At 73.0% G+C, this 14,393-nt stretch carries 15 protein-coding genes and 1 pseudogene; 10 read left to right on the top strand and 6 right to left on the bottom strand.

Going from position 1 to position 14,393, the window contains the following annotated elements:
- Positions 1 to 43 precede the first annotated feature (43 nt).
- The 3 genes from Dfulv_RS37850 to Dfulv_RS37840 are packed head-to-tail and all read right to left on the bottom strand — an operon-like array spanning position 44 to position 3,689.
- The gene (locus Dfulv_RS37850; protein ID WP_259858618.1) at positions 44 to 2,152 is read right to left on the bottom strand and encodes a xanthine dehydrogenase family protein molybdopterin-binding subunit; all 2,109 of its coding nucleotides are present in this window, start codon (positions 2,150 to 2,152) and stop codon (positions 44 to 46) included.
- Complete coding sequence (locus tag Dfulv_RS37845) at positions 2,149 to 3,135, bottom strand: FAD binding domain-containing protein (protein ID WP_259858617.1); 987 nt, start codon at positions 3,133 to 3,135, stop codon at positions 2,149 to 2,151. The genes Dfulv_RS37850 and Dfulv_RS37845 overlap by 4 nt, the downstream gene beginning before the upstream one ends.
- Positions 3,132 to 3,689: a 2Fe-2S iron-sulfur cluster-binding protein gene (locus Dfulv_RS37840; protein ID WP_259858616.1), complete on the bottom strand. Its 558-nt coding sequence runs from the start codon at positions 3,687 to 3,689 to the stop codon at positions 3,132 to 3,134. The genes Dfulv_RS37845 and Dfulv_RS37840 overlap by 4 nt, the downstream gene beginning before the upstream one ends.
- A 73-nt stretch (positions 3,690 to 3,762) precedes the next feature.
- Here Dfulv_RS37840 and Dfulv_RS37835 point away from each other — a divergent pair, with 73 nt between their 5' ends.
- The 10 genes and pseudogenes from Dfulv_RS37835 to Dfulv_RS37790 all read left to right on the top strand — a co-directional run bounded on the left by Dfulv_RS37835 (position 3,763) and on the right by Dfulv_RS37790 (position 11,579).
- Positions 3,763 to 4,734 (top strand): zinc-binding dehydrogenase, encoded by a 972-nt coding sequence (locus tag Dfulv_RS37835; RefSeq protein WP_259858615.1) that lies wholly within the window; start codon positions 3,763 to 3,765, stop codon positions 4,732 to 4,734.
- Positions 4,733 to 4,873: pseudogene (locus Dfulv_RS37830) on the top strand (helix-turn-helix domain-containing protein); the annotation flags it as partial. The gene Dfulv_RS37835 and the pseudogene Dfulv_RS37830, both read left to right, overlap by 2 nt.
- Before the next feature lie 11 nt (positions 4,874 to 4,884).
- Positions 4,885 to 5,679: an ABC transporter permease gene (locus Dfulv_RS37825; protein ID WP_259858614.1), complete on the top strand. Its 795-nt coding sequence runs from the start codon at positions 4,885 to 4,887 to the stop codon at positions 5,677 to 5,679.
- Entirely contained in the window at positions 5,672 to 6,466 is a 795-nt protein-coding gene (locus Dfulv_RS37820) for an ABC transporter permease (protein ID WP_259858613.1), read from the top strand. Before Dfulv_RS37825 ends, Dfulv_RS37820 begins: the two co-directional genes overlap by 8 nt.
- A complete protein-coding gene (locus tag Dfulv_RS37815; RefSeq protein ID WP_259858612.1) occupies positions 6,463 to 7,395 on the top strand; it encodes an ABC transporter ATP-binding protein in 933 nt (310 codons plus the stop codon). The genes Dfulv_RS37820 and Dfulv_RS37815 overlap by 4 nt, the downstream gene beginning before the upstream one ends.
- Before the next feature lie 115 nt (positions 7,396 to 7,510).
- Positions 7,511 to 8,137: a maleylpyruvate isomerase N-terminal domain-containing protein gene (locus tag Dfulv_RS37810; RefSeq protein ID WP_259868901.1), complete on the top strand. Its 627-nt coding sequence runs from the start codon at positions 7,511 to 7,513 to the stop codon at positions 8,135 to 8,137.
- Positions 8,138 to 8,241: 104 nt separating this feature from the next.
- Positions 8,242 to 9,114 (top strand): ABC transporter ATP-binding protein, encoded by an 873-nt coding sequence (locus tag Dfulv_RS37805; RefSeq protein WP_259858611.1) that lies wholly within the window; start codon positions 8,242 to 8,244, stop codon positions 9,112 to 9,114.
- Positions 9,114 to 9,851 carry an ABC transporter permease gene (locus tag Dfulv_RS37800; RefSeq protein WP_259858610.1) on the top strand — a complete coding sequence of 246 codons (738 nt, stop codon included), beginning with the start codon at positions 9,114 to 9,116 and terminating at the stop codon, positions 9,849 to 9,851. The genes Dfulv_RS37805 and Dfulv_RS37800 overlap by 1 nt, the downstream gene beginning before the upstream one ends.
- A 13-nt stretch (positions 9,852 to 9,864) precedes the next feature.
- Positions 9,865 to 10,974 (top strand): sensor histidine kinase, encoded by a 1,110-nt coding sequence (locus Dfulv_RS37795; RefSeq protein WP_259858609.1) that lies wholly within the window; start codon positions 9,865 to 9,867, stop codon positions 10,972 to 10,974.
- A gap of 32 nt (positions 10,975 to 11,006) precedes the next feature.
- Positions 11,007 to 11,579 carry a response regulator transcription factor gene (locus Dfulv_RS37790; protein ID WP_259868883.1) on the top strand — a complete coding sequence of 191 codons (573 nt, stop codon included), beginning with the start codon at positions 11,007 to 11,009 and terminating at the stop codon, positions 11,577 to 11,579.
- Positions 11,580 to 11,826: 247 nt separating this feature from the next.
- Here Dfulv_RS37790 and Dfulv_RS37785 read toward each other — a convergent pair whose 3' ends face one another.
- The 3 genes from Dfulv_RS37785 to Dfulv_RS37775 form a co-directional block, all read right to left on the bottom strand.
- Complete coding sequence (locus tag Dfulv_RS37785) at positions 11,827 to 12,417, bottom strand: SDR family NAD(P)-dependent oxidoreductase (RefSeq protein WP_259858608.1); 591 nt, start codon at positions 12,415 to 12,417, stop codon at positions 11,827 to 11,829.
- A 67-nt stretch (positions 12,418 to 12,484) separates the two neighbouring features.
- The gene (locus Dfulv_RS37780) at positions 12,485 to 13,270 is read right to left on the bottom strand and encodes an SDR family NAD(P)-dependent oxidoreductase (RefSeq protein ID WP_259858607.1); all 786 of its coding nucleotides are present in this window, start codon (positions 13,268 to 13,270) and stop codon (positions 12,485 to 12,487) included.
- Positions 13,267 to 14,358: a hypothetical protein gene (locus tag Dfulv_RS37775; protein ID WP_259858606.1), complete on the bottom strand. Its 1,092-nt coding sequence runs from the start codon at positions 14,356 to 14,358 to the stop codon at positions 13,267 to 13,269. Before Dfulv_RS37775 ends, Dfulv_RS37780 begins: the two co-directional genes overlap by 4 nt.
- Between the last annotated feature and the right edge of the window lie 35 nt (positions 14,359 to 14,393).

Here is a 14,393-nt window from a genome sequence, read left to right as displayed (position 1 = left end):
TGTGCCACCCGGCGTTGTGGACAGCCGGGTCGGGCTGCGTGGGCTACTGCAGCAGGTCGGCAATCGTGATCGGGAGCTTGCGGACGCGGATGCCGGTGGCGTGGTACACCGCGTTGGCCACGGCGGCCGCCGTGCCCACGATGCCGAGCTCGCCGATGCCCTTCGAGCCCATCGGATTCAGGTGCGGATCGTCCTCGTCCAGCCAACCGACCTCGATCCGCGGCACGTCGGCGTTGACGGCCACGTGATAGCTCGCCAGGTCGTCGGTGACGTAGTCGCCCGTGCGGGAGTCCATGATGCTCTGCTCGAGCAGCGCCATCGAGAGGCCCATCGTCATGCCGCCCAGGAGCTGTGACCGGGCCGTCGTCGGGTTGACGATCCGGCCCGCCGCGAACATGCCCAGCAGGCGGCCGACGCGGATCTCGCCCGTGTAGGCGTCCACCCTGACCTCGCAGAACTGTGCCCCGAACGCATGCCGGGCGTAGGGCTCCCGCGACGACACCTCCGGCGTGGTGTCGGCCCGGACGGCGACGCCCTCCGACGGGACACGCCCGTGGAAGTCCCGGTCGATCCGTTCCCGTACGAGACGGCACGCCTTCGTCACCGCCCAGCCCCACGACGACGTGCCCATGGAGCCGCCGGCGACCGGTGCCGGGCCGATGTCGCTGTCGCCGACCGTGATCTCCACGCACGGCAAGGCCACGCCGAGCGCGTCGGCGGCGATCTGGCGCAGGACCGTGCGGGCGCCCGTGCCGATGTCCGCCCCGTTGACCTCGACGTCGAAGTGGTCGTCGGCGGTGGCCCGGACGGTCGCCGTCGACGGCCACGTGATCGCCGGGAACGTCGACGCCGCGACGCCGGTGCCGATCAGCCACTGTCCCTCGCGGCGAATGGCGGGGCGCGGGTCCCGGCCCTCCCAGCCGAACCGCTCGGCGCCCTCGCGCAGGCACTCGACGAGGTGCCGGCTGCTGAACGGCATGCCCTCCTCCGGGTCGGTCCGCGTGTCGTTGTCGATGCGCAGCCGCACCGGGTCCCAGCCGCCGGCCACGGCCAGCTCGTCGATCGCCGACTCGAGGGCGAACGACCCGGGGGACTCGCCGGGTGCGCGCATCCAGATCGGTGGCGGCACGTCGAGGGCGACGACGCGATGCGAGGTGGCGCGGTTCGGCGCCGCGTACATGATCCGGCTGATGACGGCGCTCTGCTCGACGAACTCGGCGATCTTCGACGTCTGGCTCACCGCGTCGTGGGCGATCGCGACCAGCCGCCCGTCCAGGTCGGCGCCGAGCCGGATCCGCTGGATGGTCGGTGTGCGGTAGCCGACCGTGGAGAACAGCATCTTCCGGGTCATGGCGAGCTTCACCGGCCGGCCCACCTGCCGCGACGCCATCGCGGCGAGCACCGCGTTGACACGTGCGGTGCCCTTGCTGCCGAACCCGCCGCCGACGTGCTCGTTGACCACCCGCACCAGCTGCGGCGGCAGCTCGAACAGGCCGGCGAGGGTGTCCTTGACGGTCGAGGAGGACTGTGAGGAGTCGAAGACGACCAGGTGCCCGCGCTCCCAGAACGCGGTCGTGGCGTGCGGCTCCATCGGGTTGTGGTGCTCGGCCGGGGTGCGGTAGGTCGCGTCGACCCGCACCGGGGCGTCCTCGAACCCGGCGTCGAAGTCGCCGACCGCGGTGCTGCCGACGTAGCCGGCGTTGACCACCTCCGGGTGGTACAGGCCGGGGTGGTCGGTACGCAGGACGGTGTCGGCGGGTTCGATCCTGGCGTGGACCACCACCGCGTCGGCGCCCTCACGGGCGCTCTCCAGCGACGTGGCGACGACCAGCGCGACGATCTGGCCGTGGAACCGGATCTCGGGTCCCTGCAGGACCAGCATCCCCGGGTCGCCGGCCGGTTGGAGCCGGGGCGCGTTGGCGTGCCACAGCACGGTGAGGACGCCGTCGACGGCGAGCGCCGGTGAGGTGTCCACGGAGGTCACCCGGCCCTTGGCGAAGGCGGCCTGCACCGGCCAGGCGTACACGGCGCCCGGCACCGGATGGTCGACGGCGTACGGTGCGTGCCCGGTCACCTTGTCCCGCGCCTCGACCCGCGGCATCGGCTCGCCGATGCCGCGCGTCCGGACCGGGCCGACCTGTGCGACGCTCACCAGTTCGCCTCCGTCATCTTGCGCAGGACCGCCACGGTGAGGTTCCGCACCAGCGGTACCTTGAAGGCGTTGTCCCGCAACGGACGCGCGCCGGCCAGTTCCTCGTCGGCGGCGCGCTCGAAGGTGTCCACGGTGGCCGGTGCGCCGCGCATCGCCCGCTCCGCGGCCCACGCACGCCACGGCAGGTGGGCGACGGCGCCGTAGGCCAGCCGCACGTCGTGGACGATGCCGTCGCGCACGTCGAGGGCGGCGGCGACCGACGCGGTGGCGAACGCGAACGACGCCCGGTCCCGGACCTTGCGGTAGGTCGACGTGGCCGCCATCGGCAGCGGTGGCAGTACGACTCCCGTCACTAACGAGCCGTGCGGCAGGTTCGTGTCCCGTTCCGGTCGTTCGCCCGGGCGGCGGTAGAAGTCGTGGATGCTGAAGCTGTCCGGACCGTGCGGGCCGTAGGTCTCGATCGAGGCGTCCATAATGGACAGTGCGACCGCGAGGTCCGACGGGTTCGTGGCGATGCACTGCGGCGACGAGCCCAGGATCGCGAGGTCCCGGTGATCGCCCTCGCGGGCCGCGCAGCCCGCGCCGGGGTCGCGCTTGTTGCACGCCTTGGTGACGTCCTGGAAGTACCGGCACCGGGTGCGCTGGAGCAGGTTCCCGCCGACCGTCGCGCGGTTGCGCAGTTGCCCGGACGCGCCGGACAGCAGCGCCAGCGACACCGCGGGGAACCTGGTCCGCAGGTCGCGGTCGGCCGCCAGGTCGCTGTTGGACACCAGGGCGCCGATGCGCATACCGCCGTCCGGCAGCGCCTCGATGTCGCGGTACGGCAGGTCGTTCACGTCCACCACGAGGTCCGGGCAGGCCACCCCGAGCTTCATGAGGTCGACGAGATTGGTGCCGCCGGCGAGGTACACGGTGCCCGGCCGGACCATGGTGGCGAGGGCGGCGGCCGGTTCGCCGACCCGTTCGTAGGCGAACGGTTTCACCGGCCCGCCACCTCCTCGACGGCCGCGACGATGTTCACGTAGGCACCGCAGCGGCACAGGTTGCCGCTCATCCGTTCCCGGATCTCCGCCTCGTCGAGCTTCACGGACTCCTCGGTCACGTCGGCGGTGAGGATGCTGGGCCAGCCGCGCTCGACCTCGTCGAGCATCCCGACCACCGAGCACACCTGCCCGGGTGTGCAATAGCCGCACTGCAGCGCGTCGTGCGCCACGAACGCCTCCTGCACCGGGTGGAAGCCGTCGCCGACGCTGAGCCCTTCGACGGTGGTCACCTCGGCGTCGCGGACGCCGGCCGCGAGGATGAGGCAGCTGTTGACCCGCCGGCCGTTCAGCAGCACCGTGCAGGCCCCGCACTGCCCGTGGTCGCAGCCCTTCTTCGTGCCCGGCAGACCGAGATCCTCGCGCAGCACGTCGAGCAGGGTGGCCCGGTTGTCCACGGACAGCTCGTGCTCGTGGCCGTTGACGTGGAGGATCAGGTCGCTCGTCAGTCGTGTGTCACCCACGACGGGGGTGCTGCCCGGCGCGACCGCGACCATGCCGGTGTCACCCGCGAGATCACCCCGGCCGTCCTGTTGACCTCAAGTGCGCTTCAGGTCGGACGCTGGGCGCATGCGTGTGATCGAGGTGGCCCGGTTCGGCGGGCCGGAGGTGCTCGTCCCGAAGGAGGTTCCCGACCCCTTCCCGGGGCTGGGCGAGGCGATCGTCGACGTCGCGGTCGCCGACACCCTGTGGCTGGAGACGATGGTCCGCGCCGGGGGCGGCGGCGCCGTGTTCCCGGTCGAGTTGCCGTACGTGCCGGGTGTCGGCGTCGCGGGGACGGTGTCGACGGTGGGCGGCGGCGGGGTCGATCCGCAGTGGATCGGGCGGCGGGTGATCGTGCGGACCGGCCACACGGGCGGCTACGCCGCGAAGGCCGCGGTGCCCGCCGCCGACCTGGTCCCGGTGCCCGACGCCGTCGACCTGTACGACGCGGCGGCGGTGATCCACGACGGCGCGACCGCCCTGGCGCTCGTCGACGTGGTGAAGATCGTGGCGGGGGACCGGGTGCTGGTGACCGCCGCCGGTGGCGGCATGGGAACGCTGCTGGTGCAGCTGGCGCGCGCGAGCGGCGCGACGGTGGTCGGGGCTGCCCGCGGTACCGCCAAACTCGACCGTGTCCGGGCACTCGGCGCCGACGTCGTCGTCGACTACTCGGAGCCGGACTGGGTCGACAAGGTGTGGGAGGCCACCGGCGGCCTCGACGTGGTGCTCGACGGGGCCGGCGGCGACTACGGCCGGGCCGCGTTCGACCTGGTCGTCGAGGGCGGCCGGTTCTCGGCACACGGCACGCCCGCGGGCGGGTTCGCGGTGGCCGACGCCGAGGTGGCGCGGGCGCGCGGGATCACCGCCACCGGCATCGAGGCGGTGCAGCTGCGTCCCGAGCGGTTCCGCGCCTACCTCGGCCGGGCACTCGCCGAGGTGGCGGCCGGCCGGATCAGGCCCGTGGTCGGGCAGGAGTTCCCGCTGGAGCGGGCCGCCGACGCGCACCGCGCGATCGAGGACCGCACCGCCGTCGGCAAGACGCTCCTGACAGTCGCATGAGACGACCGACGCCCCGATCGAGCGGATCGCCGCCACGGTGGGCTTCGAGACGCCGGTGACGTTCCGCCACCATTTCGCGAACACCATGCGTACCTCCCCGTCCGCATATCGGCAGGCGTTCCGGACCGGCATCGGGTAGCGTCGCTCGTCGTGTCGGCATGGGTGACGCTCGTCGGGCTCGGGTTCCGGCGGTGGTCGACCTACCGGCTGGCGGCGTTCGCCGGGGCGTTCACCAACACCGTCTTCGGGCTCATCCGCGCCGCGGTGATCGGGGCCGCCGTCGGCGTGGCGGGCGGCACGCTCGGCGGCTACGACGCGATGACCGGCGCCACCTACGTGTGGCTCGGCCAGGCGCTCATCGGCCCGATCTACTTCTTCGCCTGGACGGAGCTCGCCGAGCGGATCCGCACCGGGGACGTCGCCGTCGACCTGGCGCGCCCGGTCGACCCGATGCTCGCGTATCTCGCCGCCGACCTCGGCCGGGCGGCCTTCGTGCTCCTGCCGCGCGGGCTGCCGCCGCTGCTGGTCGGTGCCGTCGTGACCGGCCTGGCGCTGCCGGGCACGCCGCTGCCGTACGTCCTCGGGCTGCTCAGCGTCGTGCTCGCCATCGGGGTGTCGTTCGCCTGCCGGTGGCTGGTCAACCTCACCGCGTTCTGGCTGCTGGACCTGCGCGGCCCGATGACGCTGTACCTGCTGCTGACCGGCGTCATGTCCGGGCTCGCCGTGCCGGTGCACTGGTTCCCGCCGTGGCTCGCCGCGATCGCCGAGGTCACGCCGTTCCCGTCGATGCTGCAGGTCCCCGTCGACGTGCTCACCGGCCGGCTCACCGGCACCGCCGCGCTGCTCGCCGTCGCGGTCCAGGCGGCGTGGGTCGGCGGGCTGCTCGGCGCGGGCCGGCTCGTCTTCGGCATCGGCACCCGTAAGCTGGTGGTGCAGGGTGGCTGACCCGTACCTGACGCTCGTCGCCCTGCGGATGCGGGCGCAGACCACGTATCGCGGATCGTTCGCCATCGAGGTGGTGGCGAGCGTCGGCGCCACGGTGAGCGGCCTGCTGGAGATCTACGTCATCTTCGCCAACGTGCCGGTGCTCGGCGGCCTCACGTTCGAGGCGGCGCTGCTCGTGTTCGCGCTGGGGCACATCGCGTTCAGCCTCGCCGACCTCGTCGTGGGGCACCTCGACACGCTGCCGTCGTACCTGCGGACCGGGACGCTCGACGCGTTCCTGCTGCGGCCGCTGCCGGTGCTCGTCCAGCTCGTCACCGCGGACCTGTCGCTGCGCCGGCTCGGCCGTACCGCCGCCGGGTCCGTCCTCGCGGCGGTGGCGCTGGCCCGGTCCGACATCCGGTGGGACGCGGCGGACGTGGCCCTCGTCGCGCTGACGGTGTGCTCCGGCACCGCCATCTTCGCGGCGCTGTTCGTGTGCGCCGCCGCGGTCCAGTTCTGGCTCGTCGACGGCACCGAGTTCACGTCGTCGTTCACCTACGGCGGGAACTATGCGGCACAGTTCCCGGCGAGCGTCTACGGTGTGCCGTTGCGGACGCTGTTCACGTTTGTGGTGCCAGCGGCGTTCGCCGCCTACCTGCCGGTGCTCACACTGCTCGGCCTGCCGGCGCCGGGTGGGCTGCCGCCGTGGATCGGCTGGTGCACGCCGGTGGCCGCCGCGGCGGTCTGGGTGGTCGCGCTGCTGGGCTGGCGGGCGGGGCTGCGGCATTACACGGGGACGGGGTCATGATCATCGAGGTGGAAGGGCTGCGCCGCCGGTTCAAGGCGGTCACGGCCGTCGACGGGCTCACGTTCACGATCCCGGCCGGGGCCGCGGTCGGCTACATCGGCGCGAACGGCGCCGGAAAATCCACGACGATCAAGATGCTGACCGGCATCCTCAAGCCCACCGAGGGCGTCGCGCGGACCTGCGGGCTCGAGCCGCTGCGGCACCGCCGGCAGCTGGCCCGGCGGATCGGCGTGGTCTTCGGGCAGCGCAGCCAGCTGTGGTGGGACCTGCCGCTGCGCGACTCGTTCCGCGCCCTCGCGGCGATCCACCGGCTGGCCCGGCCGGCCGCCGCGAGCCGGCTGGCCGAGCTGGCCGAGCGACTCGATCTCGGCGAGTTCCTCGACACCCCGGTCCGGCAACTCTCGCTGGGGCAGCGCATCCGCGGCGAGGTCGCCGCCGCGCTGCTGCACTCACCGGAGCTGCTGATCCTCGACGAGCCGACCATCGGGCTCGACGTGCTGAGCAAGGAGCGGCTGCGCGTCTTCCTCATCGAACAGCGCGCCCTGCACGGCACCAGCCTGTTCCTCGCCACCCACGACATGGACGACGTGCACCGGCTCACCGAGCGCGTCCTCGTCGTCGACCACGGCCGCCTCGCCTTCGACGGCACGCTCGCCGGCCTGACCGAGCAGGTCGGCGCCGAACGGATCGTGGTGCTCGACCTCACCGAGCCCGCCGGTCCGCTCGACGGCGTGCCCGGCGCGCGGCTGGCCGGGGTCGAGGGCGGCGGGCTGCGGCAGCGACTGTCGTTCAGGCCCGGCGAGACCACGGTCGCGGCGATCCTCACCGCCGTGGCGGCCCGGGCCCAGGTGCACGACCTGACGATCGAGGAGCCGGACATCGAGGCGGTCGTCCGCCGCCTGTACCTGAGCCGCGAGCCCCGATCGTGACCGCTCCGGAGCGCAGCGCGGAGGGGCTCGACACGCGCGGCTTGGCGCTCGCGATCCGATGCCTGCGGGTCGCGTACGTGGTCGGCCGGGGGCTGCTACGGTCGGCGCCGTGACGATGAACGGTGCGGACGTGCTGCGAGCAGTGGCGCTCGTGCGGGAGGCGTTCGGCGACGTGCCGGACGACGGCTGGGACCGGCCGGCCGGCACGCTGTCGTGGACGTGCTGGGAGACGGTCGAGCATATGGCCGACGACCTGTTCGCCTACGCCGGGCAGATCGCGCCCGGTGACCCGCCCCAGGAGGGCTACCTGCCGTTCGTGTGGCAGTCGATGCGCGACGGCGGTCCGTCGAGCACGATCTTCGTCGAGCGCTCCGCCGGCACACCCGGCCTGCTGCGCTCCCTCGAGGCGTGCGGGGCCATGCTGGCCGGGGTCGTCGACGCGGCACCACCGACCCGGCGCGGCTGGCACACCTACGGCATCAGCGACCCCGCGGGCTTCGCCGCGATGGGGGTCATCGAGGTGCTGGTCCACGCCTGGGACGTGGCCGACACCGTCGGCCGGTCCTGGAAGCCGCCCGCGGATCTCTGCCGGGCGGTGCTCGACCGGCTGTTCGTCGACGTGCCCGACCACGCGGACCCGTGGGAGGCACTGCTGTGGGCCACCGGCCGCGGCGAGCTGCCCGGGCACCCGGCCCTCGCGTCGTGGCGCTGGGACGGCCGGCCCCTCGCCGAACGCGGCTAGCGCGGCATCCGTCGACGTCGACCGGCGTCACAGGACATTTGTCACGGCCGGCCGGAGACGGACAACTCTGCCCGGGCGCTTCCGCCGGACCTACGGTTTCCGGCATGGACGCGGTCGCGCTCGAGAAATTGTCATACGCCTACGGCACAGTGACGGCCGTGGAGGACGTCACGTTGCGGGTCGCCGCCGGTGAGGTCGTCGCAGTCCTCGGGCCCAACGGCGCCGGGAAGTCGACGACGCTGCTCATGCTGCTCGGGCTCCTGCCGCCGCGCACCGGCAGCGTCCGGCTCTTCGGCGACGCGCCGCAGCGGGCGGTCGCCGCCGGCCGGGTCGGCGCCATGCCGCAGGTCGGCGGGCTGCTGCCCAGGTCCACGATCGGTGACCTGCTGAGGTTCCTCCACGATGTGTATCCCCATCCGATGCCGGTCGACGAGGCGCTGGACCTCGCCGACCTGACCGGGCTCGCCGGGCGGACGGTGGAGAAGCTCTCCGGCGGGCAGGCGCAGCGGCTCCGCTTCGCGATGGCCGTCGTCGGCCGGCCCGACCTGCTGGTGCTCGACGAGCCGACGGCGGCGCTCGACGTCGCGGCGCGGCGGGCGTTCTGGGCCGCGATGCGCGGTTACGTGTCGCACGGCCGCACCGTGCTGTTCTCCACGCACTACCTGGAGGAGGCCGACGACAACGCCGACCGCATCGTGGTCCTCGACCGCGGCCGGGTCATCGCCGACGGGACCGCCGCCGAGGTCAAACGGCGGGTCGACGTGCGGACCGTGAGCGTCCGTCTCGAAGAGCAGGATTATTCGGTACTGCCCGGGGTCGTCGCCGTCGCCGAGCGGCACGGCCGGGCGGTGCTCACCACCACCGACGCCGACGCCACCGTGCTCGCCCTCGCCGAGGCCGGGCTGCTGCGCGACGTGGAGGTCACCGGCGCGGATCTGGAAGAGGCCTTTCTCGCGCTCACGCACCGGGAGGCGTGATGCTGCCGTATGTCCGGCTCGAGTTGCGCCGGCTCGCCCGGACGCCGGGGATGCTCGTCTACTCCGTCGTGATGCCGTTGCTGAGCTACCTGATCTTCACCAACATCACCTCGATCACCGGCCAGGACAAGGCGGCCGCCGCGACCTACACGATGGTGTCCATGGCGGGCTACGGCGCGATCGGCGCCCTGCTCAACTACTCGTCGGGGCTCGTCGTCGACCGCTCGATCGGCTGGCTGCGGCAGCTGCGGCTGACCCCGCTGTCGCCGGTCAAGGTGGTGCTCGGCAAGGGCATCACCGCGCTGGCCACCGGCATCTTCCCGGTCATCGCCCTGTGCGCCGCCGCCGTCGTGATCAACGGCGTGCAGTTGCGCACCGGGCAGTGGCTCACGATCGTGCCGCTGCTGTGGCTGGGTGCGCTGCCCTTCGCCCTGCTCGGCATCGGCCTCGGATACCTGGCGACGGCACAGACCGTACAACCGCTGAGTCTCCTGGTGTATCTCGGGTTCTCCATCACCGGTGGCCTGTGGCTCCCGCTCGACCTGCTGCCGGGATGGCTCGCGTCGGTCGGGCAGTGGCTGCCGACGTATGCCTACGCGGACCTGTCGTGGCGGGTGGCGTTCGGCGCCGCTCCGTCGCTCACCGACGTGGTGACGCTCGCCGTGTGGCTGGTCGTGTTCGGCGCCCTCGCGGTCGCCGGATACCGCCGGTCCGGGCGCAGCGTCGCGGCGCTGTGACAGGGTGGACGGCGTGACGAGCACCTGGCGGCGCCCCTCGATCGCGGGGACGGTCTGGACCGCCGTCTGGACGTTTCCGCTCCTCGACCCGGCGGCCACGATCACCGGTCCGGTCGCAGGCCTCGGGCTCGGCCTGTTCTGGCTGGTCTACGTCTACGCCACCGCGCGCGGCTTCGACCTGCCCCAGTTGAGTTCCCGGGCCAGGCTCATCACGTTCGCCGTCGTGGCCGCGCTGGGGCTCGGCCTCGCGATCGCCTACGGCCCGCGCTGGCTGATCCTGCTGCTGTTCGTGTCCACGTGCGGCATGGCGCTCTACGCGAGCACGCCGAAGCCCGTCGCCGCCGGCGCGATCCTCGCCGGCACGCTCGCCGCCACCGCTGTCGTCGGGTCCGCCCATCACGTCGAGCGGATCGTCGTCGTCACCACCATGGTCGGCACCGTCCTCGCCTCGCTGCTCGTCGCGTCGGCACGGCGGATGAGCCGGCTGGTGGCGGAGCTGCGCGAGACCCGCGAGGCGCTCGCCGTCGCCGCCGTCGCCGAGGAGCGGCTGCGGTTCTCCCGCGACCTGCACGACCTGCTCGGCCACACGCTCTCGGTCATCGTGGTCAAGGCCGAGGTGGTGCGGCGCCTGTCCGAGCGCGACCCGGCGGCGGCCGCCGCCCAGGCGGCCGACATCGAGGAGGTGGGCCGTCGCGCGCTCGTCGAGATCCGGGAGGCCGTGACCGGATACCGGGAGGGGAGCGGGCTGACCGCCGAGCTGACCCGGGCCAAGGGCACCCTGTCCAGCGCCGGCATCACCGCCGACGTCCAGCGCACCGCCGACCCGCTGCCCGACGACGCCGACCGGCTGCTCGCCTGGGTGGTCCGCGAGGCGACGACCAACGTGGTCCGGCACAGCGGCGCCCGGCGCTGCGAGATCTCCCTGTCGATGGTGGACGGCGCCGCCAGCCTCGCCGTCCGCGACGACGGCCGGTTCGCCGCCGGCTCCGGGTTCGCGCCGGGCAACGGCCTGCGCGGGCTCACCGAGCGGCTGCGGTCGGTGGGCGGATCGCTGGAGACCGGCCCCCGCGACGGCGGCGGATTTGCGCTCGTGGCGCGGGTGCCGGTAGGCAGGTCGTTGTGACGATCCGGATCCTCCTCGCCGAGGACCAGGGCATGATGCGCGGCGCGCTGGCGCTGCTGCTGGGCCTGGAGTCGGATCTCGAGGTGGTGGCGCAGGTCGCCACCGGCGACGCGATCGTCCCGGCGGCGCTCGAGGCCCGCCCCGACGTGGCGCTGCTCGACATCGAGATGCCCGGCGGCGACGGCCTCACCGCGACCGCCGAGCTGCGCCGCAAGCTGCCCGGCTGCCGGGTGCTCATCCTGACCACGTTCGGCCGTCCCGGCTACCTCCGCAGGGCGATGGAGGCGGGCGCGAGCGGGTTCCTGGTGAAGGACGGCCCGGTCGAGGCCCTGGCCGCGGCGATCCGCCGCGTGCTGTCCGGCGAGCGTGTGGTCGACCCGGCGCTGGCCGCCGCAGCACTGGCGGCCGGCCCCGACCCGCTGACCGACCGCGAGCGCGACGTCCTCCGCGAAGCGGCGGACGGCTCGACGGTGGCCGACATAGCCGCGCGGCTGCACCTCTCGGAGAGCACGGTGCGCAACTACCTGTCGGCCGCCATCACCAAGACCGGCACGAGGAACCGCATCGAGGCGGTCGGCGTGGCCCAGTCGAACGGCTGGCTCTGAGCCCACCCTGCCCGGCGCGCGGCCCGGCTCGGTGCGGTGCCCGGCCCGGTGCCCGGCCCGGTGCTCGGCCCGGTGCTCGGTATGGGTATGAGCCCGTCCCGCCGACCGGCCAACGTACCAAGAGCGGGTCCGCCGGGCGCCGGATTCGTGTGGTGTGACCTGGCCTGGTGTCTCGGCGCGCAGTGCCGAGCCCGTTCCACAATGCAGGACTACATCGTCAATTGTCGATCAGATTGTCGGTGACTTCTCATGATCCCGAAGACTCTGTGCTGCCATGGGTGCCACAAGTCTTCGGGATCATGAGAAGCGTGCTACATGTACCGACGTCGATGCACCGTGATGTCCGGAATGTCCGGGTCCGGGGGGTGGGGCGGCAGCCGGACACGAGGCGTTCGCTGGCATCCCACAGGTGGGCCGCCGCCTCGCTGTCCACCGCGTACGGCATCACGCCGTGGGTCGTCGCCGCGCTGCCGGCCTCCGAGGACAACGGGGCCATGTCGACGTTCTCGCAGTACACGCCGCCGAGGCCGGCCAGCTGAGGGCTCGTCGCGCACCAGACCTGCGTCGCGGCGCCCTGCTCCGGGGTTTTCATGCCGCGCGCCGGGTCCAGGATCGGTTCGCCGGCGTCGTCCGGCACTCCCATGGTGCGGAGCTCGTCCGGGCTGAGGAACCGCGCCAAGTCTGTCACGATGCTGCCGGGGTGCAGCCGGGCGGCGTGCGAACTGGAGTTCGTCGAACACCGAGCTGGACGTGGCCCGGGGTGGTTGGTCGAGAAGCGCGGCTCGTAGCCGCCGGTGACGATCGCGAGCCGGCCCGGCAGGTCGACGCCGGCGAGCACGTCGACCGCCGTGGACGAGGGGTCGAAGCCGGAGCCGATGGGATGCTGCGGGGAGGTCATGGAACCGTCAGGGGAGGATCGCGTCGACGTAGCCGCCGTCGACGCGCACGGCGCCGCCGGTCGTCGCCGAGGCGAGCGGGGAGCTGAGGTACACCACCAGGTTGGCGATCTCCTCGGGCTCGATCAGCCGCTGGAGCAGCGACTGCGGCCGGTACTTGCGCATGAACTCGCGTTGCGCCTCCTCCCACGGCAGGTCGCGGTCCACGAGTTCGTAGACGAAGTCCTCGACGCCCCCGGTGTGGGTCGGGCCGGCGATCACCGAGTTGACCGTGACGCCGGTGCCGGCCGCCGCCTTGGCGAAGCCGCGTGAGACGCCCAGCAGCGCCGTCTTCGACATGCCGTAGTGGATCATCTCGGCGGGGATCACCACCGCGGAGTCGCTGGCGATGTACAGCACCCGGCCCCAGCCGCGGCTGATCATGCCGGGAAGGTACGTACGGGTGAGGCGGACCCCGCTGAGGACGTTGGTCTCGAAGTACCGCCGCCACTCGTCGTCGGTGATCTCCAGCGCCGGACGGCTGCCGAAGATGCCGAGGTTGTTCACCAGGATGTCCACCTCGGGCAGGAGCTCGAGCGCCCGGGCGTGGCCCTCGTCGGTGGTGATGTCGGCGGCGACCCCGACGAGCTCGCCGGCGCCGGAAAGCTCCTCGACCGCCTTGGTGACGCGCTCGGCGGAGCGGCCGTTGACACCGACCCGCGCGCCCGACTCGGCCAGGGCGCGTGCGATGGCCGTGCCGATGCCCTGTGTCGAACCGGTGACGAGTGCCGTACGACCGGAAAGGTCGATCCTCACGCCGTCAATCGTGCCACCGGCCGCGGGGCCGCCTCCCGCCAATGCGCGAGCATGGGCGCGGGCGGCCAGCCCAGCTCGCGCGACCGGTAGGCGGCGTCGACGCAGCGGGCGGTCCAACTGCGCCGGCTCGCCTCCGCCGGCACGCCTTCACCCAGAAGTTCCTCCCGCAGTTGCCGCAGCACGCGGATCGAGTGCTCGAACGCTGGTACCTCCCGCTCCCGCTCCGGCAGGTCGGCCATCCAGTCGACGTCCCGGCCGTCGCACACCTCGCACGCGCAGCCCCACAGTTGCGGGTCGGCGCGACCGCGTTTGGCCCGGGCGATCGCGCCGAGCCGGCGATACGACAGCGTGGGGCGGAACACCGTGGACGGCGCCGGCCGCGGGACCGGCCGCGGCGCGGGCAGCTTCGGCGCGAGGTGCCGCAGCGCGCCGACCGTGCCGACAGCGGCGGCGAGCGCGCCGTGACACAGCGCTCCGAGGGCGGAGATGTCGCTGCGGAGCAGCAGCGTCGGTACCTCGCATCGCAGCACCTCGAGCAGCCCGGCCACGACGCCCGGCAACGCGAACGGGTCGCGGTGGGCCTCCAGCACCAGCGCGACGGGGACGCCGGCCGCCCGGATGTGGCCGGTCAGCACGGCCCGGTGCATCCGGTCGCGCAGCCACAGCGGGTGCAGCGGCAGCACCGCGACGACGTCGGGCAGGATCGCGGCCCGGTGCAGGATGCCGGCCAGGCCGCGCTCGTCGTCGCTGTCGACGTAGCCGGAGTCGGTGAGGACGGTCAGCCCGAGCTCCCGCTGGCGGCGCAGCCAGCGCGGGTTGAAGGGGGCGCTGGCCGGCAGCCGGGCCTGTCCCGCATACCGGGCGGCGTCGAGCAGCAGCGGCGCGCCGAAGTTCTGCTGGCGCAGCAGGTAGGCGGCGGTGGCCAGCAGGCCGGCCTCGTCCCGCTGGTGCGGCGACACGACCAGCCCGCCGCCGGGCCGGTCGGCGATCCGGGCGCAGCGCAGTGCCTGGTTCGCCGAGCAGTGCACCAGCAGGCTGCGTTCGGTGATCATGACACACGCCGATCCCGTCACGGTTGGTACTTCCATGGTAACCAACCGTGCGGTATTCATGAATATTCATG

The sequence above is a fragment of the Dactylosporangium fulvum genome, assembly GCF_025137375.1.
In the GTDB taxonomy this organism is placed as follows: domain Bacteria; phylum Actinomycetota; class Actinomycetes; order Mycobacteriales; family Micromonosporaceae; genus Dactylosporangium; species Dactylosporangium fulvum.
This window is presented reverse-complemented; position numbering and strand designations above follow the sequence as displayed.